Source organism: Pseudoalteromonas sp. CO348 (assembly GCF_004208845.1).
GTDB classification, from domain to species: Bacteria; Pseudomonadota; Gammaproteobacteria; order Enterobacterales; family Alteromonadaceae; genus Pseudoalteromonas; species Pseudoalteromonas maricaloris.
Genome location: NZ_SGPI01000033.1, coordinates 236,750 through 262,157 on the forward strand (window position 1 = coordinate 236,750; position 25,408 = coordinate 262,157).

Annotated in this window: 18 protein-coding genes; 11 read left to right on the forward strand and 7 right to left on the reverse strand. The window is 45.0% G+C overall.

Annotated elements, in window-relative coordinates; genetic code table 11:
* Positions 1–2: 2 nt before the first annotated feature.
* On the reverse strand, positions 3–710 hold the full coding sequence (locus EXT48_RS17640) for an ABC transporter ATP-binding protein (RefSeq protein ID WP_130165201.1): 708 nt from the start codon (positions 708–710) through the stop codon (positions 3–5).
* 10 nt (positions 711–720) lie between these two features.
* Positions 721–1,974, reverse strand: coding sequence for an efflux RND transporter periplasmic adaptor subunit (locus tag EXT48_RS17645; protein ID WP_017218594.1), 1,254 nt, complete (start codon positions 1,972–1,974; stop codon positions 721–723).
* Between the two features lie 249 nt (positions 1,975–2,223).
* Here EXT48_RS17645 and EXT48_RS17650 point away from each other — a divergent pair, with 249 nt between their 5' ends.
* The 4 genes from EXT48_RS17650 to EXT48_RS17665 all read left to right on the forward strand — a co-directional run bounded on the left by EXT48_RS17650 (position 2,224) and on the right by EXT48_RS17665 (position 8,025).
* A complete protein-coding gene (locus EXT48_RS17650) occupies positions 2,224–3,636 on the forward strand; it encodes a sigma-54 dependent transcriptional regulator (protein ID WP_130165202.1) in 1,413 nt (470 codons plus the stop codon).
* 11 nt (positions 3,637–3,647) lie between these two features.
* A complete protein-coding gene (locus tag EXT48_RS17655) occupies positions 3,648–5,009 on the forward strand; it encodes a PAS domain-containing sensor histidine kinase (protein ID WP_130165203.1) in 1,362 nt (453 codons plus the stop codon).
* A gap of 132 nt (positions 5,010–5,141) precedes the next feature.
* Positions 5,142–5,918, forward strand: coding sequence for a LytTR family DNA-binding domain-containing protein (locus EXT48_RS17660; protein WP_130165204.1), 777 nt, complete (start codon positions 5,142–5,144; stop codon positions 5,916–5,918).
* Between the two features lie 139 nt (positions 5,919–6,057).
* The gene (locus EXT48_RS17665) at positions 6,058–8,025 is read left to right on the forward strand and encodes a TonB-dependent receptor (protein ID WP_130165205.1); all 1,968 of its coding nucleotides are present in this window, start codon (positions 6,058–6,060) and stop codon (positions 8,023–8,025) included.
* Between the two features lie 503 nt (positions 8,026–8,528).
* On the opposite strand, the gene EXT48_RS17670 is transcribed toward EXT48_RS17665, so the two are convergent.
* Together EXT48_RS17670 and EXT48_RS17675 are read right to left on the reverse strand one after the other, a co-directional pair.
* Positions 8,529–11,954 carry a GMC family oxidoreductase N-terminal domain-containing protein gene (locus tag EXT48_RS17670; RefSeq protein WP_130165206.1) on the reverse strand — a complete coding sequence of 1,142 codons (3,426 nt, stop codon included), beginning with the start codon at positions 11,952–11,954 and terminating at the stop codon, positions 8,529–8,531.
* 137 nt (positions 11,955–12,091) lie between these two features.
* The gene (locus EXT48_RS17675; RefSeq protein ID WP_130165207.1) at positions 12,092–13,294 is read right to left on the reverse strand and encodes an acyltransferase; all 1,203 of its coding nucleotides are present in this window, start codon (positions 13,292–13,294) and stop codon (positions 12,092–12,094) included.
* 166 nt (positions 13,295–13,460) lie between these two features.
* Here EXT48_RS17675 and EXT48_RS17680 point away from each other — a divergent pair, with 166 nt between their 5' ends.
* The 4 genes from EXT48_RS17680 (at position 13,461) to EXT48_RS17695 (ending at position 17,231) form a co-directional block, all read left to right on the forward strand.
* Positions 13,461–14,324: a LytTR family DNA-binding domain-containing protein gene (locus EXT48_RS17680; protein ID WP_130165208.1), complete on the forward strand. Its 864-nt coding sequence runs from the start codon at positions 13,461–13,463 to the stop codon at positions 14,322–14,324.
* Between the two features lie 230 nt (positions 14,325–14,554).
* Positions 14,555–15,841, forward strand: a complete 1,287-nt coding sequence (locus tag EXT48_RS17685) for a LysM peptidoglycan-binding domain-containing protein (protein ID WP_130165209.1) — start codon at positions 14,555–14,557, stop codon at positions 15,839–15,841.
* Positions 15,842–15,864: 23 nt separating this feature from the next.
* A complete protein-coding gene (locus EXT48_RS17690) occupies positions 15,865–16,614 on the forward strand; it encodes a hypothetical protein (protein WP_130165210.1) in 750 nt (249 codons plus the stop codon).
* Positions 16,578–17,231, forward strand: coding sequence for a hypothetical protein (locus tag EXT48_RS17695; RefSeq protein WP_188249499.1), 654 nt, complete (start codon positions 16,578–16,580; stop codon positions 17,229–17,231). The genes EXT48_RS17690 and EXT48_RS17695 overlap by 37 nt, the downstream gene beginning before the upstream one ends.
* A 17-nt stretch (positions 17,232–17,248) precedes the next feature.
* Here EXT48_RS17695 and thpR read toward each other — a convergent pair whose 3' ends face one another.
* The 3 genes from thpR to EXT48_RS17710 form a co-directional block, all read right to left on the reverse strand.
* Entirely contained in the window at positions 17,249–17,767 is a 519-nt protein-coding gene (thpR, locus tag EXT48_RS17700) for an RNA 2',3'-cyclic phosphodiesterase (protein ID WP_130165211.1), read from the reverse strand.
* A 20-nt stretch (positions 17,768–17,787) separates the two neighbouring features.
* Positions 17,788–18,510 (reverse strand): helix-turn-helix domain-containing protein, encoded by a 723-nt coding sequence (locus EXT48_RS17705; RefSeq protein ID WP_130165212.1) that lies wholly within the window; start codon positions 18,508–18,510, stop codon positions 17,788–17,790.
* Positions 18,511–18,681: 171 nt separating this feature from the next.
* Positions 18,682–19,548 carry an AraC family transcriptional regulator gene (locus tag EXT48_RS17710; protein ID WP_010377630.1) on the reverse strand — a complete coding sequence of 289 codons (867 nt, stop codon included), beginning with the start codon at positions 19,546–19,548 and terminating at the stop codon, positions 18,682–18,684.
* Positions 19,549–19,832: 284 nt separating this feature from the next.
* Here EXT48_RS17710 and EXT48_RS17715 point away from each other — a divergent pair, with 284 nt between their 5' ends.
* The 3 genes from EXT48_RS17715 (at position 19,833) to EXT48_RS17725 (ending at position 25,405) form a co-directional block, all read left to right on the forward strand.
* Positions 19,833–22,487: a TonB-dependent receptor gene (locus EXT48_RS17715; protein WP_130165213.1), complete on the forward strand. Its 2,655-nt coding sequence runs from the start codon at positions 19,833–19,835 to the stop codon at positions 22,485–22,487.
* A gap of 58 nt (positions 22,488–22,545) precedes the next feature.
* The gene (locus EXT48_RS17720; RefSeq protein ID WP_240703398.1) at positions 22,546–24,033 is read left to right on the forward strand and encodes a tryptophan halogenase family protein; all 1,488 of its coding nucleotides are present in this window, start codon (positions 22,546–22,548) and stop codon (positions 24,031–24,033) included.
* A 106-nt stretch (positions 24,034–24,139) separates the two neighbouring features.
* Complete coding sequence (locus tag EXT48_RS17725) at positions 24,140–25,405, forward strand: MFS transporter (RefSeq protein ID WP_130165215.1); 1,266 nt, start codon at positions 24,140–24,142, stop codon at positions 25,403–25,405.
* Positions 25,406–25,408: the final 3 nt, after the last annotated feature.

The window sequence follows — 25,408 nt, forward strand, 5'->3', positions numbered from 1 at the left end:
CGTTATGCCACCTCTACTTTTTGTGGTTGCACCACTGTGTTGGCTTTGTCTAACATCACTTGGCCATCGAGAAGGCGTACAAGTCTATCCGCGTATGACCCCTCTTTTTCTGAGTGCGTTACCATGATCACGGTTGTGCCTTCGCGGTTTAGCTCGCGCAACATCGCCATGACTTCTTCGCCATTTTTGGAGTCCAAGTTACCCGTTGGCTCATCCGCTAAGATAAGTTTAGGGTTAATAACCAGCGCTCTTGCAACCGCCACACGCTGCTGCTGACCACCAGAAAGTTGCTGTGGTAGGTGATCGGCGCGGTGGTCGATGGCAACGCGTTTTAAAATCTGCTCTACACGCTGCTTACGTTCACTTTTTGAGATATTTTGGTATTGCAGCGGTAGCTCGACATTTTCAAACACAGTCAGCTCATCAATCAGGTTAAAGCTTTGAAATACAAAACCAATAGACGCTTTACGTAGCTGTGAGAGCTGCTTTTCGCTATACCCCGCAATGTCAGTACCCGCAAACTCAAACTGCCCAGATGAAGGTGAATCCAACATCCCTAGGATGGACAATAAAGTGGACTTACCACACCCAGACGGGCCCATGATGGCGACAAACTCACCTTCATTAACGGTGAGGTTAATATCGTTTAGCGCAGTCGTTTCAACGTCTTGAGTACGGAATACACGGTTTAAGTTAGTTAGTTTTATCATTGTTATATCCTTAGAAATTGAGTTGTTGCGCTTTGTCGAAGTTGCTATAGCTTGAGGTGATCACTTGCTCACCTTGTGATAAGCCATCTAACACTTCGTAATAATCTTGATTCTTTTTACCTAAGCGAATATCACGACGCTCGGCGGTTTTGCCATCACTTGCCAACACGTATACCCAGTTACCGCCAGAGCTAGTAAAGAAGGCACCGCGTTTTAGCAATAAAGCATTTTCTTTGTTACCGCCAAGCATCAGTTCGACATCTATGCTTTGGCCGCGTTTAATGTCGCTTTGGCCGCTTGGTAATGCCACTTCTACCTGAAATTGTGATTGCGTTACACGGCTATCAATTTTGCTCACCTTGGCACTGACTAAGCCACTGTCTAACATCACATTCACTGCCATATCCGGTTGTACTTGATTTAAATAAAACTCATCAAGACGGACAACCAACTTGTATTCATTCGGAATGTCAATTTGGCCTAACCTTGCCCCTTTACTCTTTGACTCACCGATTTCAACATCCAGCTCACTCAAGTAACCCGACACCGGCGCTTTGATCAGTAGGTTTTCGAGATTTTTACGGGCAAATTGCAAGTTCTTCTGTAACATCTCAGCACTGTCTTCTAGCTGTTCGACTTGCACTTTACGAATTGAATTTTCCTGCGTTTGGCGCTCTAACGTCAGCTCCTTTCGGGCCTTGTAATACTGTAAATCGTCTTCGATTTCAGACAATCTGTCGGTTGCCAGCACACCTTTTTCAACGAGTGGTTTAGATTGCTTATAACGACGTTCCAAATGGCTAATTTGTAAGTCAATTTCAAGCAAGTCACGGCGTAAATTAAGGCGACTGGTTTCCATCGTCATTTGGGTGTTTCTTAGGAAGTTAAGCTGCTCTGTTACTTGCGCTTCGCGACTCATCACGTCTAGCTGTAAACTGGTATTGCTCAATCTCACTAATGGCTGACCCGCTTCAACAAACTCACCCTGCTCCACCAAGCGCTCTTCCACTTGACCACCTGCGATGGTATCTAAGTAAATCGTGGTTTTTGGTACGACTTGACCACGTAAGCTTAGTGCGTCCACAAACGCCCCTTTGCTTACGGTGCTCACCGTGAGACTACTCAGCGCGAGATTTTGACTCCGACCTGAAGAGGCAGTGTTATTGAATGCTAGTGCCGCTGCTGCAATACTCAGAAGTACACCACCTGCCACCGCTTTTTTAAGATGTTTTTGCAATCCTGAACGCTCTATTTTCTTATCCATAATCACGCCTCTTGTTGTTAGTCGGTTAAATCGTTTTATCGAATATGTATGACTAATATCAAGCACCGTGCCAAGCTTAATTTTATTATAAATTACAAAATGTTAGGCGTTTACCCTTATATTCTAAGAATAATAAGTGTCCGGAAATAGAACACATCAAAAATAACAAAGTGTCCATAAATGAACACTTTTCGTAGACGAGATCTAAACGATTGCGGTACGCTAAAAGAAAAATAAAGCGATCAGGATATGAAACAGGAAGGCACCATATTAATTGTCGACGACAACAGCGATATATTAATTGCAGCAAAGCTTTTGCTAAAAAAGCATTACCAAACCATCATCACCACAGATAACCCTTTTGATATAGAAGCGCAGATCGCTTCGCAGCAAATAGATGTGATCTTGCTCGACATGAACTTTAGCCAAGATGCCATTGGTGGCAAGGAGGGCTTTTATTGGTTAAAAAAAATTGTCGAACAAGACCCAAGCATCGTGGTGTTGTTAATGACTGCCTATGGTGACATTCAGCTTGCAGTTGACGCGATAAAAGCAGGAGCAGCCGACTTTATCGCTAAGCCTTGGCAAAATGACCAACTACTGGGTGCGGTTGCTGCCGCATTTGCTCATGCCAAAGACAAACAGCAGGTTGGTAAGCTCACTCGTCAGACGCAAGGGTTAAATCAGGCACTCAATCAATCTAGTGGTAGCCATCAATTTGCTTTTTTAGGTCAAAGCCCGGCCATGCAAAAGGTATTTAGTACCATAGAACGCGCGGCACTCACCGATGCCAATATTCTGATCACCGGCGAAAGTGGCACGGGCAAAGAGCTCGCCGCCCACGCCATTCATCAGGCGAGTATGCGCCGCGACAATACCTTTATCAGCCTAGACATGGGTGCTATCTCCGAAAGTTTGTTTGAAAGCGAATTGTTTGGTCATAAAAAAGGGGCGTTTACCGATGCGAAAAGCGATAAGGTAGGCCGCTTTGAACTCGCACACGAGGGGAGCTTGTTTTTGGACGAATTGGGCAACCTGCCAATGAGCCAACAAGCAACGCTACTTGCGGCTTTACAAAATCGACAAGTCACTCCTGTAGGCGGTAATAAGCCCATTTCAGTGGACATACGCCTTATCTGTGCCACCAATGACAATCTGCAACAAGCGGTTGATGAAGGCCGTTTTAGGCAAGATTTATTATATCGGATCAATACCATAGAGATCCGTCTGCCACCGCTTCGCGAGCGTGTCGATGATATTCCACTGCTCGTAAATTACTACCTTGAACACTTTTGCCACAAGTATAAAAGACAGCTTGAAGTAAATAGCAGCGACATGCAATGTCTACAAACCTACCCGTGGCCCGGTAATGTCAGGGAGCTCGCACATGCTATCGAGCGCGCGGTGATCTTAAGTGAAAGCGAGTTTTTAGATATCAGCACTGTGATTGGCACCACCCCGACGACGGCGCAAGCAAGTATGGAAGATACCTCGGACACCAATGCACTCACTTTTGAAGGCACTTTCAATCTTGAAGAGATTGAACAACGTACGGTGCGTGCAGCGCTCAAGCATTATCAAGGCAATGTCTCAAACGCAGCCAAAGCGCTCGGGTTAACCCGAGGGGCGATGTATCGTCGCTTAGAAAAGTACGATTTGTAGGAAGAAAAGAAATGACCCGCCTTGCTCACCACCCCACCCTTGTTTTTTTCTTTACTATCATTGGCCTAGTAATTTCCAGTGGACTCTCGCTATATTTGTATATACAAGGTGGCTTTTCGGCAACTTGGCTGTTGATCACCCTTATTACCATCGCGTTTATCTCGGCCTTATACTTTCAATTTAACAAGCAAAACAAGCACATGGGCTTTGTACTTAAGTCTTTAGCCAATGGTGATAGCTCCCTGGGATTAAGCCAACATCATCCTATGCGGCAACACTTAGAAGAGATCAAAACGCGGATCCAAAGCGCGCGGTTGAGCGCCGAGCAGCAAGCTCACTTTTTACAAACCTTGCTAGTGCATATCGACTTAGCGGTTTTGGTGTTCGACAGCGAGGGGAAGGTGATTGAATCAAACCCAGCGGTAACCCGCCTACTAGGTAAACCCATTAATCACAGCGAAGATTTAGAAGATATCGCACCACTGGTTAATGAATGCGATAACAGTTTGAAAACGATAGCAAATTGGCAATATGGTGAGCAACAAGATAACTTGTCTATACAAATAACCTCAGCGCAGATCCAAGGGCAAATTCGTAAAATTGTCACCTTACAATCCATTCGTGATGCATTACAAAACAAAGAGCAGCAAGCCTATAAGCGCCTCACCAAAGTGCTTACGCATGAGGTGGCTAACTCTATTACACCTCTGTCATCCATTGCCCAAACCTGTGAAGGGCTACTGCCAGACACACTAAGCTTTGACGATGAAGAAGATAAACAAGACCTCGCCTTAGCACTGCAAACACTGGCAAAACGCACTGAGTATCTGGGCGCTTTTATCGCCCGTTTTCGAACGGTGAGTAATTTACCCAGCCCAGCGCTGCAACCTGCTCAGCTTGCGCCGCTGGTAGAGGGCATCTATCAGTTACATCAACAAAGCTGTCATCAAGCGAACATAGACTTACAGCTTGATATTAGCCACTCCCAACTGGTGATGCTAGACACGGCTCAGGTTGAGCAAGTACTTATTAACTTAACCAAAAATGCCATTGAAGCGGTGCAACAACGCAACGACCAAGACCAAGACCAAGACCAAGACCAAGACCAAGACCAAGGCCAGCGAAACACCCGCCAAGTGGTGTTGAAAACTGGAGCAAATAACGTAGGCCAGCACTATATAGAAATAAGCGACAACGGCCCCGGCATTGCCGAACATGTAGTCGACATGATTTTCGTGCCGTTTTTTACCACTAAACAACAAGGCTCGGGGATAGGCTTAAGCCTCTCGAGACAAATTATGATTAATCATGGCGGCGACTTAATTTATCTTAGGCGCGAGCAAGGCGCATGCTTCAGATGCGTATTTGGTTAACTCACTTAAACTTTGCTTAAGGGCTTATCTTTAGTTCAAGGCAAATAAGACTGCATGCCAGGTCGCTCCTTGAGGATTTGTGAACTTATAAAAAATCGGTAAACTAGAAGTATCTAATTTAGGGAAAAGTTCGTGCACACCGTATACAAACCTATTCTTTCTATTACTGGAGTTGGCTGGACTGCCGTCATCATATTTTTAACCGCAATCGACTTACTGCACGATTGGGTTGAGATAGAAAGTGAGCGGCTGAATAACCCTATCTGGTGGGCCTTGCAGGAATGGGGGCTTTGGTATATTTACACGCCTATACTCTTCTTGTGGCTAAATAAACTCAACCAACAGAATAAGGTATGTTGGCGTGATTACCTTGTTTGCTGCTCGGTTTTATTCGTGCTGAGCATGTCTATACAAGCCGGATTCGACTACTTCGTTTACTGCGATGATCTTCCCTATACCCTGTATTATTTTGCGCCGTTACATCCGCTGGTGATCTACGTCTGCTTTATGGTTTGGCACAAGTTTATCCGTATTGAAAGCAACGAAGAAAACAATAGCACCGCGATAAATCAACGTTTACTTGTGGATTTAGGCGGCGATAAGTCATTTGTACAGATCAAAGATATAGTGCACATAGTGGCTGCTAAAAACTATGTTGAAATTCATACCGAGTCGCGCCAATACCTCAAGCGAGCAACCTTATCTCAGTTTGAAGCCATGCTGCCAACCGATATGTTTGTGCGCACCCACCGCTCTTATTTGGTTAACATGACATATGTTGAACGTATCATCACCAAAGCGTCAGGCAATGCCATCATCAAGTTATCAACGGGCGCGCAAATTAGCTTGAGTAAAGGTTACAAGAAAGCACTAAAGTCACGCTTCGATACACTTTCTCAGGCCGCATAACACCAGCGAGCAACGTGAACCCGATTACGGTTTCCCGTCGATCCGTCCCATAGAACCACCTTACGTACCTAATAATTTGTTTTATCTGCTTTTTTATTTTTAATAGCGCAATGGAGAGCTTTTTATTTAAAGAGGAACAATGACACGATTTCATCCCTTCACAGCGGCATATTACGCTTTAATGAGCGTCATAAGTAGCAGCGTTTACGCCAATATGGATAACGCTAAACCGAGTGTTTATGCTGGAAGTTCACTGCAACAGTTTGCAGCACAAGATGCACTTGCAGCCATCGAGCGCTTACCGTCATTCACGCTCATTGAACAAAGTGGTGAGCGCGGCCTCGGAGGCAGTTCTGCCAATATTTTATTAAATGGCATGGAGATCCGCGTAAAGTCTGGATCGGTCTCGGAGTATTTAAAACAACTTCCCGTTGACCAAATCGTTGCGCTAGAAGTGTACCTAAGTCACCACCCATTCCCTTCACTTAAGCAATATAATCAAGTTGTTAACATCATTCGTGATGAAAAAACCAATGCCTATAATTGGCAGCTAGGTAGTGCAATAAATGCCAGTGCCTCCACTGGCATAACAGCAATGGCGGGATTTGTATTACCTAAAGGGCAATGGACACACAGCGGTCATATTCAAGTTCAAGATGAGCCGTATAAAAGCACCAGCCAAGGTCAGCTGTTCGCATCTAGTAATACTCTCGAAGAAAAGAGCGAAGAAACATTTAAAGAGCAAAGTGAGCGAATAACGCTCTCACTTACCAGCCACAAAACCATTCAGGATGGTGCCCTAACGCTTAATGTTCAGGCTGTAAAAGACAACTTGCAGTCGCAATACGAATGGCTGTACCGCACGCCAACTTCACCCAGCGATGTTGAATCTGCGTTTTCGCAAGAGCGCGATAAAACAGACACTAGCGAAATGTCTATCGATAGGCAGTGGCAAGGTCAGCGCTGGAGCACACAGCTTACAGGCTACTACTCAAAACAAAAGAATGAGTTACATATGCTTGATGGTCTCTCTGCGCAACTTTCAACACCGAGCTTTACACAGTATAAGCGTACTGACGAGCGAGTAATTCGCCTGATGGTAAACGACGCTGTCTCGGAGTTCGGTCTTGAGGCCAGTATCAATCGCGTAAATGCCAACACAATATTGCCAGAGGAGCAGTTACACAGCACGATAAAAGAGCTAAGTATTGAGCCCTTTACTGCTTTTACTTGGTCGCTTTCACCAAAATGGCAGTTATACAGCAAACTGGCAGCCGAGCAGGCTACGCTTTCGACCAACAGTAGTAAAAGTGAAGATATTCAACATTTCATCGTCAAGCCGTTGGTGCGATTAAATTATGACGCAACAAAACACATTCAGCTTACGACCACCTTAAAACATGAAGTGGAACAGCTCGATTTTTCACTTTTTTTACCAGAGTTCAACGCAGGATTTGGCCGCTTACAGTTTGGCAATCTTGAAATAAAGCCAATGCAGTACACTGAACTTGCACTGCAAATTGATATTGAAGAAGGTGAAAGATGGCGTTTTAACGTTAAGCCTTTTTATCAGTGGCAAAAAGATGTGCATGAATATCAGCAAGATAATCGAGGAGAAAGCATAGTTGCAAACGCAGGCGGTGCCGCGCTTTGGGGGCTAGATGGTGCGGTTAATCTAAACTTATCAAGCTGGATCAACAACAGTCAGCTCAATCTTGATTATAGTTATCGAGACGCATCATACCATGACGCGCTCACAGGAAAACGTACGATTAACGGGACTGTTCCACATTGGGCTAGCGTGCAATTTCGACAAAGCTTTAATCGCTTTTCGTGGAGCGCAGAGATTTCCAGCGGGGATAGTTATCGTGAATATTACCCCGATGAGCAGTTTATTGAATCAGGCTCATTGCAATTGACTTTGCAAGCGCAGCTTCAAGTAAGCCAGCGCGTTAAGCTCAACCTAGAAGCTTCGCCACTCACGTCTAGATACGAATATCGACGCTTGTATTACAACGCCTCACGGGCGGGCAGCGTAAGTGCGATGGAAACGATTCGTGAGCGTGTACCACCAGAGTTTGCGCTCACGCTAAGCGGAAGTTGGTAGGCCGATACTAATCGCGCCTACCGACTTTAGTGTCCTGACTAGGGTCTGTTTATCTTTCAAGTTTGTTTTTTCAGCAGTTTGATTGGTATTTAACCTGAGGTTTGGATAAGGAATGTTCCAACTCATTGTTGCTAAAGCACAACTTAGTTTTCTCCTTGTCTAGCCAGAGAGTTTTAGGGAAAACAAGGCGAATTTACGCACCAATAGCTGGCTATTGGAAGTGAATTCAACGCAGTTAGCGCTAAAACTGGCTGCTAGAAAGGCATTAATTATCCGCAGCTCAGGTTATTTATACAAGGCAGAGCCGGCGTAGCATAGTTATTCTATGTGAGTCAGTCGATAACACAGTAGAAATGCCAATCAAGCGCTGCCCTTTGGGTTCACCTGAGTGCGCTTTGTTCATTGTTGCTCAACTTTTGCCTAGATTACTAGCTGGCAAGTCGAGCGTCGCGACTAAAACACACTCAGGAGAACAAAAGTCAAACAGCAAAGGTCAACAGGCCCTAATATCGCTCTAAATGATTGAGAATATGTGGAAAAACATCTACATCAGCCTGACGCCCAAAGATACAATCTATGTGCGCGTAATTGGGGATCACCTTACGCGTAAACTGAGCATCACCAAAGGCAAGACAAAGACGTTCATAGGTTTTTTTCGTGCTCTCAGGTAAATAGCATTCGTTATCTGCCCCGCTAATAAATAGCGTCGGCACGTTTAATCGGTTGATGTGTGGCATGTAAACGTCCTTGCCATCTGCATCAACCAGTTTTCCTGCGCGACAAATTGCAGCAAGGTGCTCAAGGGTTTGAATATTGGCTTCGGCAAATAGTTCATCAATATGCTCATGCAGCAAATCGGTTAACTGATCATGACGGTATAAGGAGGCGTACATAAAGGTCACGCGATGGCAGCTATCATTGTTGCATCGCCCCTGTGCCTCGGCGAGCGCGTACAAGCCTAGCGCCTTATCATACAAAGAGGCAAGCCCATTACTCTGCTCTGGTACTCGCGCCGTTAGTGAGTCTACGCCCAACCTTTCTAAAAATGAAGGGAGATGTAAACCTGTTTTCATTTTCGTTGCCATCGGCACCACGACGTCCGCCGCAATTTGTGATGCAACAACACTGCGAACCCCTGAAAGTCCGCTAAGCATAGACATAAAGAAGGTCGTAGCACCATAACAATGCACCACCGCCTGAATACTATCTGCTCCCGTGATGGTTCGGATCTTGTTCACCGCGGCTGGGTAATCGTATTTCGCTACCTGATCGCCATTTGATTGCTTTGCGGCGGCAGGCAACAAAATACTGACTCGATAATCCAATAGCCACACGTCATATTGGTTAGCGACTAGGTACTCGACTAAGTTGGTATCAATCATGTCGGTGGAAAAGATACTCGAAGCAACTCCCAGCCCATGCACTAACATAACCGGGCCCTTGTCACCGCCTCGATAACGAGTCAGCGATAGCTGCACATGATCAGCTGTATCAAACAAGTATATTTCAGGTGTTGGAGCCCTTAGCGGCCGCTTTTTGCGCACCAATTCACCACTGTGCGTTTTTTCTTGGTAAAAAATACTGCCGTAACTTTGATATAGAGTGCCCGCAAAAAATTGCCCAAAGCGCGCGATGGCTTTTAAGCGAGCCGCTTTACTCTCGGCATGACTTACACGAATAGTGGCAAGCTGCGTCACAAAATCAATCGGCGCTATCTTCATAATACCGTGACCACATACGGCCCCTTGAGTATCTTCTCCTTCATGAATATCAACAAATAAGGTTGTAGTATCATCCCAAAGATCGAGAGAGTGAGGGTCGTCTTTGATTAACTTAAAGGCATTAAAGAAGTACTGCTTGCCATCCTCCGCCGTTAAATTCATTTTATAGATCATCTTCCGAGTATTTGGAGGAAAGGCCTGACGCTCAAACAAACGAAACTCACCATTGCGAACGGTCAGTGGTTTATCAGAAAGCAGATTGCACTCAACGCGACCCGAAATATGCGCTTTATGTTGTGGGTCGGTCAACATCACCTCTAGATCCGTCGAGGTAACCGTCAATACAAACGATAGCGTTTGATTTGTTTCTTGACCCTGCTGATAAGCAGCCAAGTAGGTTTGTAAAGAGGTAGTGCTTGGCTCTACCACGCGGCTAAAATAGCCCTGCATGCGCTCTGTAAACGCCAACCCTGTTGTAGTCGGCTCAGCGCTACGGGAGCGGCTTGATGGCAATTGATAGTCAATTTGCCAATCACGGTCCTTGGCGATAAGTGCACAGCAGCGCTCCGTCAGTGCACTTATCGTAAGCAGCGGATTGACAGCAAGCGACGTTGGAATGATCGCACCATCTGACACATAGAGCGAGTCATAGCAGGCATCACTTTCTCCCGTAAACACTTGCCCTTTATGATTCACCACCCCTTCGGAACCCGTCTCAGCAAGCCGACAGCCACCTAAAGGATGAACTGTAACCAAGCGATTATTCAACCACGGTGACCAAATCGGGTTTTTAACATAGGTGCCACCGAGCGCAGCTGTCGCTTGAAGCAGCTTTTCACTCGCATGATGAAAATTAGGCTGAGTTCCTAACTCAGGCCAACGGATGTTCAACTTGTCTTGCTCTAAAGTTATAACACCTTGGCTATCGTCATGGCTCATTACTAAGTAGGTCTGAGTATGTTTTACCGCACCATGATAAGCGCCTCGCCATTGGCTTTGCCATACTCTCGCTTGCTCCTCCAAAGCGTCATAAAAACCATGATCCGTATCGAGCCCAACTACACCCGCAGCACTTGCAAGCGCAGTTGGTAACACTCCCGCCATGGCGCCGGGTAAACTTCCCTCTTCAATAATCATTTGTTGCGCGCGTTCGCTCGCTTCACGAAGATCGATTGCACTAGTGATACAAGGCCCTGTAGGCGCTTTGTCTTCAGGCTCTAGATTACCAACCCCAACACCATCAATTTCGCTGTCGCAGTTATAGCCAAAACCCAACATATCGCCATTACCAGTAAAATGCTGACCAAGTTGCGAAGAGATAGCCAAACCGCGACTTTGGCTACGCAATAAAATTTCATTACTGCCCAGCGTGCCTGCAGCCAAAATCACAAGATCCGCCTCAACAAATAACGGTTCAGCAGAAAAGCACTCTGCGCCGGTTCCCATGTCTTGGTAAAACACCCGCCAACCGGAGCCGGTTTTCTCCAAGTAGCGCACACTGGCCTGGCAATAAATTTCTGCGCCATGATTCCAAGCATCCGGTAAGTAGTTCATTCGAGTAGTGTTTTTAGCATTAAAATTACAGCCAGACACACAGTCTCCGCAGTTGTTGCATGCTTGCTGCTCAACACCCACATGGTTAATGCCACCTTCAGGCGTCGCAAAACATACATTGATTGGTACTTTATTAAAGGGAGCTTCTAATGCATTTGCCGACTGCTGATGAGCCTTCAGTTTATTCAAAGTTGGGTAATATTCAGGGTATAAGGCAGGTTTCAGCATCTCTCGAGCCCGCGTGAATCCCTCTTCCAACAAACCATCCTCATCATCTCTAATCGCGTGTGGCCATACTGGGTCTTTCAGTACTGCATCTACTGGGGGCAAAGCAACATTGGCATTGATAAGAGAGGTGCCGCCTAAACCACAACCGACGACGACATTCTGTTCACGGTGCATATGAATATCAAATAATCCCAAATGAGAGCCCTTGTGTCCTGTTTGGCTATTAAACTGCAACTCACCAGCGGCCTCCAATTCGGTATCCGGAAATTCTCCCGTTAAAAACTCGCGCCCTCGCTCAAGTAGGCAGACTGATTTTCCGGCTCTCGCCATGCGTGACGCAGCGATAGAACCGCCATAACCACTACCAATAACAAGTACATCGTAATGTGGCTGAATTGCCGCCAGAGGTGAAGAAATTGGTTTCATTTGCTTGATTCCCTCTTCTTATTTTCGCTCACCACCTTGCTCGTGGCGATGCTATCCGTGAAGTATCCTCCATCGGAGGCATACTGACCCTAGCAATAAGAGTAGAGTATTTATTGCACAATGGCGCAGTACACAGGTTAAATAATCCGGAGGATCAGCGGCAACAATAACAAACACCCTACCCCCCAAAGCATTTTATTGTTTGTCAGCAAGGATGCGCGATACCCCACCACCAACCCAAGAGAACCCAGCTTTGGCACCAGCCAAAACAACAATCCAGAAAATAGCAACGTTCCTGTGATCACCAACAGGCCCTCAAGCACACCACCGAGTTGATAACGGCTCAGCCAAAGCGCCAAGGCAATAATCACGCTTTGATGCCAGAGATAGATGGGAAACACCACTTTATTGAGCCTCGTAAGCAGCGGATGAGGACGGTTAAGATAACGCGCTGCTAATGCCAATATCAACAACACCGCACACACGCGCTGCAACACCAACACAAGACTCCCACTCCAAGTAATGAAGGTTGTGCGCGTATCTTGCTGCAACCAGTAAAAATGATATAAAAGCAAAATAATCACAGCGTTGACTGCACAAACCCACAGTAGCACTTTACCTTGCCGAGCAAGCCAAGCCCAAAACCGATTATGCTTAGCAAGCAGATAACCTGCGAGCAGAAAAACAAACCCCTGAAATTCTCTTTTGCTATCACCTTCCAATGCTAGCTGAGCCCAAAGTAAGCTTGCAAAAGCCAGCACGCTTAGTAGATAAGTTGGCCAGCGCAAAGTGATAAAATGCCGAAGCATTACTTGAGGCTTAGAATTAAAGACGATATGCAACACAGCAAGGAGCAAAGTAAAACGCCATAATTCTCGCAAATACCACAAGTGATTGACATCGACATGGGGCCAAATACCGCTTTGATACTGACTAAATAAAGGGCTATTAAAATCAATAAACTGTTTGTAAAAATCAACATACCCAAGCGTTAATCCGGCATTTTGCTGCATTTCTGCGTACAGTTGTACGGGCACAACAAGCCATATGCCAAATAATAGCGGGAGCAACAGCAAAGGAGTGCGAAAGAGCATGGCTGTGCATGCACCTTGTTTATCAAAAATATATTTAAGCGCAACTCCCGAGATAAACCAGATAAGCAACATGCGCCATGGTGAGATCAGTAACATCAGATATTCTAGCCAAACCGAAGTATAAGCACTTTTGTAGTGAAAACCCCAATTAGGTACATATAACATAGCGGTGTGATAAAAAATGAGTATCGTAAATGCAATAACACGCAGCCAGTCTAGCTCTACTCGCCGATTTAAATGATCCATGGTATTTCTTTTTGAAAATAAACTTACCCCTACAGTGCGCCAATACGGCGTACAAACAAACGAAATTTGCTTAAATAACAATAGCTAGGGATAAACCGTGGAATAGTGGGATAAAATAAGTGACCGCTTTGCATCCAGTTGCTAGAGTAAAAGAAAAACTCAAACCATGATGTTTTCACGTACCTTTATTCAGCAATACCACCCTTTGGTGGCAATGGCATTACTCGCCCTCTTTCTAACGATTAACAACACCTTGAATGCCATTACTCTGATCATGGATGCCAACCGAGATGCGCAGCTCGATTTTGCGCTGTGGGAGCCTTTCGTGTGGGAATATACCAGTGCAGCTGCCAGCTTAGCCTTAATTCCTACCATATCTTGGTATTTAAACGCATTTCCTTGGCTGTGGCATAAACCTGTTAACGTCGCTTTTAGCTTTTTTATTGCCTCACTGTTATTTTGTTTTGGCCATGTTGGCATCATGGTGTTATTACGTGAAACGATTTATTTTAGTTTGCAACTAGATTACAACTTTCACCTTTCTTGGTTTGAACTTATCTATGAATATCAAAAAGATGCATGGAGCTTAGTGTTCTTTATTGCACTCATAAAAGCTTATCAATTTAGTGTCTCCCATATGCTTGGTGAAGCATCTCCGATAAAACAAGAAAGCGATGAAGATGAAACACTCCACAAACCTATTCATCACTTATTGGAACGTAAGCTTGGTAAAGAATTTATCGTTAAAGTTGAAGAGGTTGAGTGGTTACAGTCGTCTGGAAATTACGTCAATCTACACGTAAATGGCCGCATTTATCCGCTACGTTCCACGCTTGCTACGCTATGTCAGCGCTTAGACCCCGTTGGCTTCGTGCGTATTCATCGCTCTTTTGCTATTAATGTGTCTAAAGTGGTAAGTATTACGCCGCTCGCCAGCGGTGACAGTGAAATCGCATTGCTAAGTGGGAAAGTATTAACGCTCTCGCGAACCTATAAAACACAGTTTAAGCACCAACTAAGCCTTGAGTAAGTGAGCAATACACAATTACCAAGTAACCGAGTGTTATTGCGTTAATTCCATTAATCAATGCTAAATGCTGTAACGCTAAAGTTCATTTTGTATCCATTTCATCACCCTACACTACACAGCCGCAACAGGTAAGGTGCCTATTTTTGCATTTGCACCGAATTTATATACAATCTTATGCAGTTCAGATGCCTCATTGGACTGCATAATAAAAGGATAATAAAAAAGGCTCTATGAAAAACCTCATCACTCCATTACTTGCAGCAACCCTGCTGCTAAATGGCTGTAGCCAAATACAGCAACCTCAACAGAATGAACCAACGCCAGATAACGCCGTACAATCTACTCATAACAAGCCAAAAAATACAGTCAAAGACGAAGCTAAAACGGTGGTTAAAACGCCATATGATCCACTCGCAACTGATGATTTATGGCTCCGTATTAAAGATCAACTCAGCTTTGCCGATTCCGACGATAAGCGTGTAAAACAACGGATTGATTGGTACCTCAGGCATCCCAATTATATGGATACCATCAGTGAACGTGCAGCGCCGCTACTTTATTACTTAGTAGAAGAAGTCGAAAAGCGCGATATGCCAATAGAGCTTGCATTGATGCCGCTAATAGAAAGTGACTTTAACACCCAAGCCTATTCTCACAAGCATGCTTCAGGTTTGTGGCAACTCACGCCGCTGATTGCAAAACATTATGGTGCCAAGATCAACGCTTGGTATGACGGTCGCCAAGATATCGTAGACTCGACCCGCGTCGCATTGGACTTTTTGCAATACCTCCACAAACGTTTTGATGGTGATTGGTATCATGCCATTGCCGCCTATAACACAGGTGAAGGTAGAGTGCTTGCGGCCATTGAACGAAATAAAAAAGCAGGTAAACCAACTGACTTTTTCCATTTGAAGCTACCACGTCAAACCAGCCACTACGTACCAAAGCTACTTGCGGCATCACAGTTGTTAAAGCATGACTTGATGAAGTTTCCTAAGATCCCTAATCGATCGCTGATCAGCGTTATTAAACTCGAACAACAAGCCATTTTATCTGATCTCAAAGGCTGGAAAGAAGTCGAGGTATTAAATCCAGGCTATGCACGTTTTCCTGCATTACTCGGCGGCCCTGAGCATATTATCATTCCCACAGCGCGCGTGTCAGAGTGGCAAACCATGCTCACACACTTACCAAAAATGCCTGCAGATACATGGCAACATTATACTATCCGACGTGGAGACTCTCTCAGCACCATTGCAAAGCGCTACTCGCTAACCGTCGCCGAGTTAAAAGCCTTTAATCAATTAAAGAATGACCGAATTCGTGCAGGAAATAAGCTAATTTTGCCCATTTTGGCTGACAAACAACTGGACTATAAGATAAAACACGGCGATAGTTTATGGCGCATAGCTAAGCAATTTAATGTCAGTGTCGCTAAGCTAAAGCAATGGAACCAGCTATCGACAGATAGACTGAAAATTGGCGATACGTTACTCGTATTTCTGTCGCCTTAGGCCGTAGTGTCAGTTGGATAAATATGTCAGAACATAACAATAATAACTTACCCTCTGAAAATGTAGCCGAAACGCAGGCAGCAAAGCCTGCTCGGCCACAGCCACACAACTCAAGACACTCAAGGGGCTCCTTTAAACTTTCTCGCTCCAAAATGAATACCATTTTGGCTTTGTGTGCGATGTTTATTTCCGCAGCGTCGTTTTACGCCACTTATCTGCAAGCAAAGGCTGCTCAGGAGCAAGTTTCCGCAGCCGAAAAGCAGCTAAAAACTGAAACTTGGCCATGGCTTCAATTTAGCTATAGCAACTTTGATTTAGACTCCACTCAAGCAACCATTCGAGTCGATATTCGCAATTCGGGGACCGGACCTGCCATAATCCACTACATTAAGTACGAGTTTGATGGCGAAAATTACTTTGATGTTACCGAACTTATGGATGCATGTTGCAACCTCAATGCCTATCAAGCAGCCCTAGACGATGCGCAGGAAGAAGAATCGAATATCAATTATCTAAAAAAGTTTGGCTGGTATGTTTCCAGTGCGCCACAAAAGATTTTGCTGGCAGATGGCGACACTTTCAACATTTTTACCATGCCAAAAAGCAATTTTAATCGTGGATTATGGGATAAAATCGACGCCCATAAATCGGTTTTTAAGGCAGAGGCCTGCTACTGTTCTATACTAAAACAGTGCTATACCACGAACGAAAAAGCAGTGATCACTGAGGTACCTAGTTGTTCAACGACACCGACAAATTCTATCAACGAGTAATACAGCATCTATTGCAATTTGAGGGCGAGGTACTGCATTTGTACCTAGATGTGAATGCCAATCCGACGATTGGTGTTGGTTTTCATATGCAAAGTGTTGAGCAATTTTGCCAGTTACCAATGCGGGATAGGCGCTCTAAACGGTCTGCCACCTTGCAACAAAAGCGCGATGAATACCGTAATATTAAGGGCAAACCCAGCGGCTACAAGGCTTCTTGGTATGCACAATATACCGAGCTTACCTTGCCACCAAAAGCGTCTAAAAAATGTCTCATAGAGCAAATCAAAGAATTTGAACAGTACCTCATTCATTTTCTTGCCAAGCAAGAAACTGGCAGCATTCCTTATCAGCTATTACCGACGCCCGCTAAGATTGCGCTGTTGGATATGGCTTACAACCTTGGTACCAGTAAGTTATTTTTGGCTTTTCCTAATTTGATTAAAGCCGTCAGCGCACAAGATTGGCACAGCGCAAGTAAAGAGTGTAGCCGCTTACATATTAGCCCAGCACGAAACGAAGCCACCAAAAAGCTATTCCTCAAGTGCGAGAAATACAAACGCTATCAACTGACTTGGTTCGAAACTTTGGTTAAAAAGCTAAAGCGCTGGCTGTCTTAAGGTTCAGCTATTAAAATTCAGCTCAGAAAAAAGGACTCAATAGGGTCATAGATCAAGCCACGCTCATTGCGGTGAGAGTGATAGAGGTGAAATTTTTTTACCGTCAGCGAAAAGGGCTCTATTGGCTTTGCCACAGTCGGCACTGGCTTACAATTTCTAAATAGTGTGATATGTGGTGAGAACGGATGCGGGTTGTGATAGAGGTCGCATTTTTCCCCAAAAGCACGCAGTGGATTGGCTAAATCAAGCAAAGCTTGTGGTTTTTGTTCGGGCTTTAAGTAAAAAATGCCATTGTGCTGCCAGTAGCCATAGTCACTAAAGGTGAGTGTAAATTTAGGCACCGATAGAGCACTCGCAAAATCACAAAGCTCGGCTACTTGTGATTCTTCCACCATAGCAAGGAATGCCAGTGTAAGATGCCAATTATTCGGCTGAGTATTGGTTTTACTCGCACTCACACTATCTACCAGCCACTGGCCGATATGCGCTCGAGCGTCGTCATCCATGCCAATACCAAAAAACAATCGTTTTTGCATCTTACACCTATATTGATAATCTAAGGTTTAACTAGCCGCTTACCTACTAAAGTTAGCATAACCCCAGCAGAGAGGCACAATAAGCCAACAAATTGCAACCAGGCATTTTCTACACGCTCAACAAATCTAGACCCTTGAAAACGATAATGTCTTCTGCCATCAGTTACCGATTCGGTGTAAGCGCCTCCTCTGTAATCTGAGAAAAGCTCCGTTTTTTTGTCTAAACGTTTCGCCATGGCAAGCTCAACTTGCTCCACAAATTCAATATCGCTATTCCTACTATGAGGAACAAGGAGAAAGCGCCACTTTCTATATAGCTCAACAGGCTCACCGGCTTGCAATACACCTTGAGATTCATATTCAAACAGTCTTTCACTAAAAAATATCTGTTTGTAGCCACTCCAAAATAACCCGACACCGAGAGACACTAGCAAAATAGCTAATATCGCAAGTTGCTTATATTGCTTTTGTTTTGATTGTTGATGTTGCTTATACCAATACTCTATATCTGGAATTTGGCTTAATTCTTCACGCTTCCCTTGTGTTGAAAGGGTTTGCATACACTCATCTAAGGATAAATTCAGCGCCGTTAGTAACTTTCTAAATACCTCGTTAGAAGGCACGGATTTGTCGTTTTCTAGTTTAGATAAATAGCTTTGCTCAACACACATTTGCTCTGCTAACTGGGGTTGGCTTAAGCCTTTTTGTGTACGGATCTGTTTAATAAAGTGTCCTAGTGTCATCACGGTCATCCTCGTTTATTGTTGTTGCGACCCGGCACATTCTTGGCAATTCTTTGATAAATACCAAGTTGAATATTTAGGAATAAGCATGAATATCATAGCATTACGAAATATTCACGGTTTGAATTGATGTTTTGATTAAAACGCACAATAAACAGGCTTACGTCCAGATCAATACAATGCCTTTTGGTGCAGCCGTGCACGAAACTCACTGGGCGTACACGCCTTCAATGCTTGAAAACGACGATTAAAATTAGAAATATTATTAAAACCACATTGATCCGATATCACACTAATGGGAGAGGCAGAGCTAATTAATAGTTTACAGGCCTTGGCAATACGCAGCTGATTGATAAATTCCGTCACAGTACGCTCCGTGCGCTTTTTAAAGAAACGATGAAAGTGATTGGTGCTCATGTGCACTTGCTGTGCAAGCTCATCGGCGCTTAATTTGTCGGTGTAATTGTCATAGATATAGGCAATAACCCGGTCGAACTTATCTTTCGCGGGGTCATGGCGGGCGTCAAAGCGAAAGCCGCTACTGGCTAAATGTTGATAATTCGATGTCGTCATCCGCGTTAACATTTCGAGCAAAAGCACAAAGCGCATTAACGGTTCAGCATCCGCGATTTGCTCAAACCACTTTTTCGCTTGTCTTGCGACTTCCACAGGAAATTTGACGCCACGGCGCGCTGCATTTAACAATTCAGATAAGCCATGTAATTCAGGATGCTGAGCCACTAAAGACTCCAACCAGTGCGCGGGTATTTGTGCAACATGGACAACGTGAGCGGAGTGATCCGGATTCGGCTTTGACTGCCAAGTATGTGGTAAGTCAGGACCTAGGATAACCAAATCTAAGTCTTCGTAAGGGGCGATATGATCACCCACATGACATACACCGACACTGTTGAGCGTCAAACAGATCTCATATTCCGGATGATAGTGCCAATTAAAGGGAATTTCGGGCAATTGATACAGGCAATAACGCCATGAACATCCAGGAGATGGTAGTACTTTCTCGTACATCGCTCGCATAGCAATTTCCTTTTACATTAATAAACTTATTTAAAATCGGCATGTTATAAATTTTAAAACAACTGCTCGTTACACCTAGTTGCACACCATGCAAATTCAATCACTAAACAATATTAATCTATCGAAATATAGCGACAGCCTGAAGTGCAGTGAAGTATTTTTGTCAAATTACGCTCATTTAAGCGTGAAAAGTATCATTAGTAGATAGAAATATACCGCTTAAAAAACACTCAAGGCGATACCCTAGCTTCTGCCAACAACAAATAGGAACAATGGGCAGAACAATGAAAACAACTAAGTTGAAGCAATTTAAATTGAATAAACTTGCCGCCATCGTGACAGCAAGTACCTTATCCCCCCTTTTACTCACCGCTGCACCATCAGCATTAGCCGAAGAACAAAGCGCAAAAGAAAATGTCGAAGTAATTGAAGTAAGAGGCATTCGCCGCTCGCTTGAAGCTTCAATGAACACCAAGCGCTTTGCAGATGGTATTGTTGATGCTATCACCTCGGAAGATATTGGTAAGTTTCCCGACAAAAACATTGGTGATGCGCTACAGCGTATTTCTGGGGTTACGGTCGACCGCCAATATGGTGAAGTAAGTGGTGTTACTATCCGTGGTACCGCGCCCGAGCAATCGCGTATTTTATTAAATGGCCAATCGGTCGCCAGTACCGATTGGTATGATTTGGGTCCATCGACGCGTACTTTTAACATGGAGCTGTTATCAGCAGAACAAGTATCGGCAGTTAACGTCTACAAAACGCCTGAAGCAAACCTTGAAGAAGGTGCGCTGGGTGGTACAGTGAATCTTGTCACGCGTAAACCACTGGACTTAGATGCACACACTTACATGGTGTCAGCAGAAATGGGCCGCTCTACCTTGTATGATGAAAATGATATAAGTGGCTCATTTTTAGGTAGCTGGAAAAGTGACGATGAAAAATTTGGTGTGCTCGCAGCATACTCTGTTGAGAACCTGACTTCAGGCCGTCACGTTATTGAGTCCATTGGTGGCTACTATGAATATTTTGCGGCGGATCAAGATACGGGACAAGCATCTACAGTGGGCGCTTGGGCAATCGGCTCACAAGCATTTAGAGCTGAGCGCGAGCGCACCAGCGCGCAACTTACCGCGCAATTTGCACCAAGCGATAACACCGAATTTGCGGTAGACTACTTTCGCTTTGAGTTTGACAACCCACATGTAAACCATAACTTCCTTACCGTAAGTGCCCGTGGTGCAGGTGCTGTTGATGTACAAAACAACGCTGCAGGCGGTACACAGCGTGCACGTATTTTGCCAGCTTACGCGAACATTATCTACAACCCTACTGTTCGTAACGCCGTAAACATGGAAGTCGATGCCTTAAACTTCAGTGGTAAATACGTCGGTGAAACTTTCGAGATTAGCGGTGTTATTGGTCGCTCAACATCTGATGGTGGTACACAGTTTGGTTCCTCAAGTTGGTGGATCCCGGCAACAGATGAGGGTGGAAAAATTGGCGATCCAGCCTTCCCTAACGGTCAAAATAGTACTGATGGCGGCTTTACTTACGATGCATCCGGCCCTTATCAAATTTGGTTTGATTCGTTAGACCCAACCGATGCCTCACAGCTCAAATTTGCTCATGAATCAAACTTCCAAACGACGATTCAAGAACATGAGGTAAGTTATGCGCAAGCCGATATCAAATGGATGCTAGAGCATGATTACTTCAAGAACATAAAAGCAGGTGTGAAGGTTAATAAAAACGAATTTGCACGTATCGCAATACAAAGAAATCCAGCGGATGTTGTTGGTTTTGTCCCTGATGGTAATAGCTTAGCTAACTGGAGTGATGGTATTTTTACCAATCTTCATTCGCAAACGGGCGGACATATTCTTAATTCATACGCCAAGCTCGATGAAGATAAGTGGTGGGATTTTATCACTGGCAAGTATGAGGCGGGTGAATTAATTGAGCAGCAAGATTTTGGTAAAACCTACAATGTCGAAGAAGATATGCTCGCTATCTATGTGCAAAGTGAATTCAGCGGTGAAAACTTCCGCGGTAATATCGGCTTACGCTATGTGGATACAGAACAGCAGTCCAGCGGTTATGTTGATAACACGGTGTTCGATGAAACGGTTGACTACGACAACTGGCTACCGAGCATCAACTTCGCTTATGACTACAGCGACGACATTATCATCCGTGCGGCCGCCTCTAGCGTTATGTCTCGAGTTAATTATAACGACTTAAAACCAGGTCTAGCGATTGATGCCAACTTTGGTTCTGCCACCGGTGGTAACCCGAACCTTAAACCTTATGAAGCAGATCAAGCAGATATTGGCGTCGAATATTACTTTACCGAAGCTTCCTTGCTCTCAGCAGCCGTTTTTGTGAAGAAAATTGACAACGTTGTCTTTTCTACCGAAGCGATTGAATATGTAGACGGATGCGGTACCGACCCTTCTAAGTATGATCAATGCCGAGTCACACGCCCACGTAGTAACGGAGACGGTGACGTAACAGGGGTAGAACTGCAGCTTCAACATAGCTTTGATAATGGCTTCGGCTTTATTACTAACTACACCTACGTGGATAGTGAAACCACCACACCAGATAATGCAAAAGAAATGGTGCCGGGAGTATCTGAAAACTCATTCAACGGCTCGCTATTTTTCGAAAACGAGCAATTTAGTGCACGTATCGCTTATAACTGGCGTAGTGAATGGATTGGCGTCGGTGCAGCACAAGCGGTGCGCAACGATAGCTACCAACAATGGGATGCATCTTTGGTGTGGCATGCAATGGAAAATCTGGATGTCAGCTTAGAGGGTGTAAACCTGACCAATGAGGTTATTCAATCTTACGACACCAACTACAACTTGACGCAGAACACCATTGAATTTGGTACGCGTTATTACCTTGGCGTCAGCTATAAGTTCTAACCTCGGAGCCCCAGTTGCTTGCGGCTGGGGTCATTTGCCTATGAAAACTCATTTGCCTATGAAAACAATACAGTCACTCACCATCCTTGGTGGCGGTACCGCCGGTTGGATGTGCGCAGCCTACCTTGCTAAGCATCAACCCAATTTATCGGTCACGGTGATTGAGTCATCGAGTATTGGCAGAATTGGCGTTGGCGAAGGCTCAACGCCACATTTGCAGCTTTTTATGCAACGCCTTGGTGTGAAAGAACGCGATTGGATGCCCGCATGCCAAGCAAGCTATAAAACCGGGATCTATTTTGATAACTGGAATGGCGACAATGGCAGCTATTTCCATCCCTTCTTCTCTGAAATGGATGCAAAAACAGCGGAAGTCTACTTTGTCAACGCCAACGCCAGACGTCGTGGTAGCGAATATATAGATAAGCCTGAACATTACTTCTTAGCCGCAGTACTGGCCGACAAGCAACAAGCACCTCTGCCACAGCGTCCATTACCAAGGGCGCTTGAATACGGCTATCACTTTGATGCGCAAAAACTTGCGGATTGGTTAAGGGCATTTAGCCTAGCGCGAGGCGTAAAGCATATTCAAAGTACGGTGAGTAGCGTACAGCATCATGCCAAAGAAATTATTGCACTGACACTTGAGTCGGGTGAGCAGGTGAAAAGCGATTTTTACGTCGATGCCTCAGGGTTTAACGCCCTGCTGATAGAGAAAACGCTCGAAGTGCCCTTTATTTCCTTTGCAGATCAGTTACTCAATGATTCAGCTGTCGCGATTGCCGGCGCTAAAATAAACCCGCTACCTTCAAGCACTTCTGCTATCGCGATGCCGTGCGGCTGGCACTGGCAGATCCCGCTACAAGGTAGAACCGGACATGGTTACGTGTACAGCAGCGCACATACCACTCCTGAAGAGGCTGAGGCTCAACTGCGTCAAGCCGCGCAACTCGATAAAGGACAAGCCAAACATCTCACCATGAAAGTGGGCATGATGGCGCGCAGTATTGAAGGCAATGTGTTTGCTATTGGCCTCGCGCAGAGCTTTATTGAACCACTCGAAGCCACCGCGCTGATGGTCACAGGTTATAGCATTGAGTTATTGAATAGGCTGCTTTCGCAACAGCTCGAGGCACAAGTCATCAATCAACAACTGTCAGAGCTGGTGCTCGGTATTAAAGAGTATGTACTGGCACATTACGCCACCAGCAAGCGCGCAGATTCACCGTATTGGCAAGATGCGAAAATCGCAGCACTGAGCTTAAACGAGCTCGATGAGCTGCTCACACACTGGCGTAGCGGTGGTGATTTTGATGCTTGGCTCAACCAACACAGGATGCACTCACCCTATATTCGTCCCAGTTGGTATTGCTTACTTGGCGGCATGGATCATCGCGATAGCACCTGCCAAATGCCCTTTGATCAAGCACCACAGCATATCGAACAGGCGGCCAAGACCTATCTTACGAAGCTTAGTGATGAGCATTTTACTGCCCATACAACAGCACTGGAACAATTACAGCGAGCACAAGCGTTCCGTGCATAACCCAATTGCGGGTGGTGGTGAGATTCCCCTTGATCTTTTTGTTTGTCTGCCCACAAGCGAGATCGCCACGCCATCACCCGCTCTCTAATGAAGGTGGAAATACAACATGAAAAAAAGCTACCTAGTGATTGCCTTAGTATTGGCAACCTTTTTTACGGTGTCCTTTATCACCAATATTTTAGGCGCGATTTTTCCAGCATTAATAGAAAGTTACAGCATAGGTCTAACGCTTGCGGGGTTTTTCCCGTTTGCCTTTTTTATCGCTTACGGTGTGATGTCTATTCCAGCGGGACTGCTAGTTCAGCGTTTTGGAGAAAAAACCGTTATGCAGCTCGCATTTACCCTTGCTGCAATTGGTGCAACGACCTTTGTGCTAATGCCAACGTTTGCCATTGCCATGGTTGCGTTGTTTATGCTCGGCTGTGCCATGGCATTACTGCAAGTGGCTATCAATCCACTATTACGCGCTAGCGGTGGTTCAGAACACTTTGCCGTGCTTTCGGTGTTTGCGCAGTTGATGTTTGGTGCTGCCGCAACACTCGCGCCTCTGGTGTATAGCAAACTACAGTCTCAAGTCACCACCGCAGAGGGGTTTGGCGGAGCGCTGTCTGGTGTTATCCCAGCAGATAAAACCTGGCTAAGTATCTATGCGGTATTCGCTATCCTAAGCGTCGTGATGCTATTACTCTCGCAATTTACACCATTTGACGCAGTACCGGAGCAGAAAAAGCAGCAGCTGAGCTGGTCACAAAGTATCGGTTTTTTTAAAGATAAAACCGTATTGAAATTTTTTGCCGCCATCGCCGCTTATGTTGCGCTAGAACAAGGCGTCGCAAACCTCATTTCCGTGTTTTTGCAGCAATATCATGGCCTAGACCCAGCCACCGAAGGCGCAAAAGTGGTGAGCGAATTCTGGTTATGCCTAACCTTAGGCTGTTTACTTGGACTGGCACTACTTAAACTCATTGATGCGCAAAAGCTTTTGATTTTATTCAGCTCTGGCGCCGCTATCGCGCTCCTAAGTGCGTTATTCGGTGGCACTACGGTGGCGCTTATTGCTTTTCCAATTGTGGGATTTTTCCTCTCCATTATGTGGTCGGTCATCTTTGCTCTGGCATTAAATTCATTCAAAACCGGCCATGGCGCAATCACAGGGATTTTATGTACCGGGATCATTGGCGGTGCTTTTATGTCTCCCATCATAGGTTTTGCGGCTGAATTGAGTAACAACTTACAACTTGCTGCCCTGCTGTTACTACTGCCACTTAGCTATATTCTGAGTGTTGGTGTATGGGCTAATCCTTTGATTAAAAATAAAACTTTTGGCAATAGTCAAAAGACGCTGTCTCAACCTCTAAATGAAAATAGTTAAATT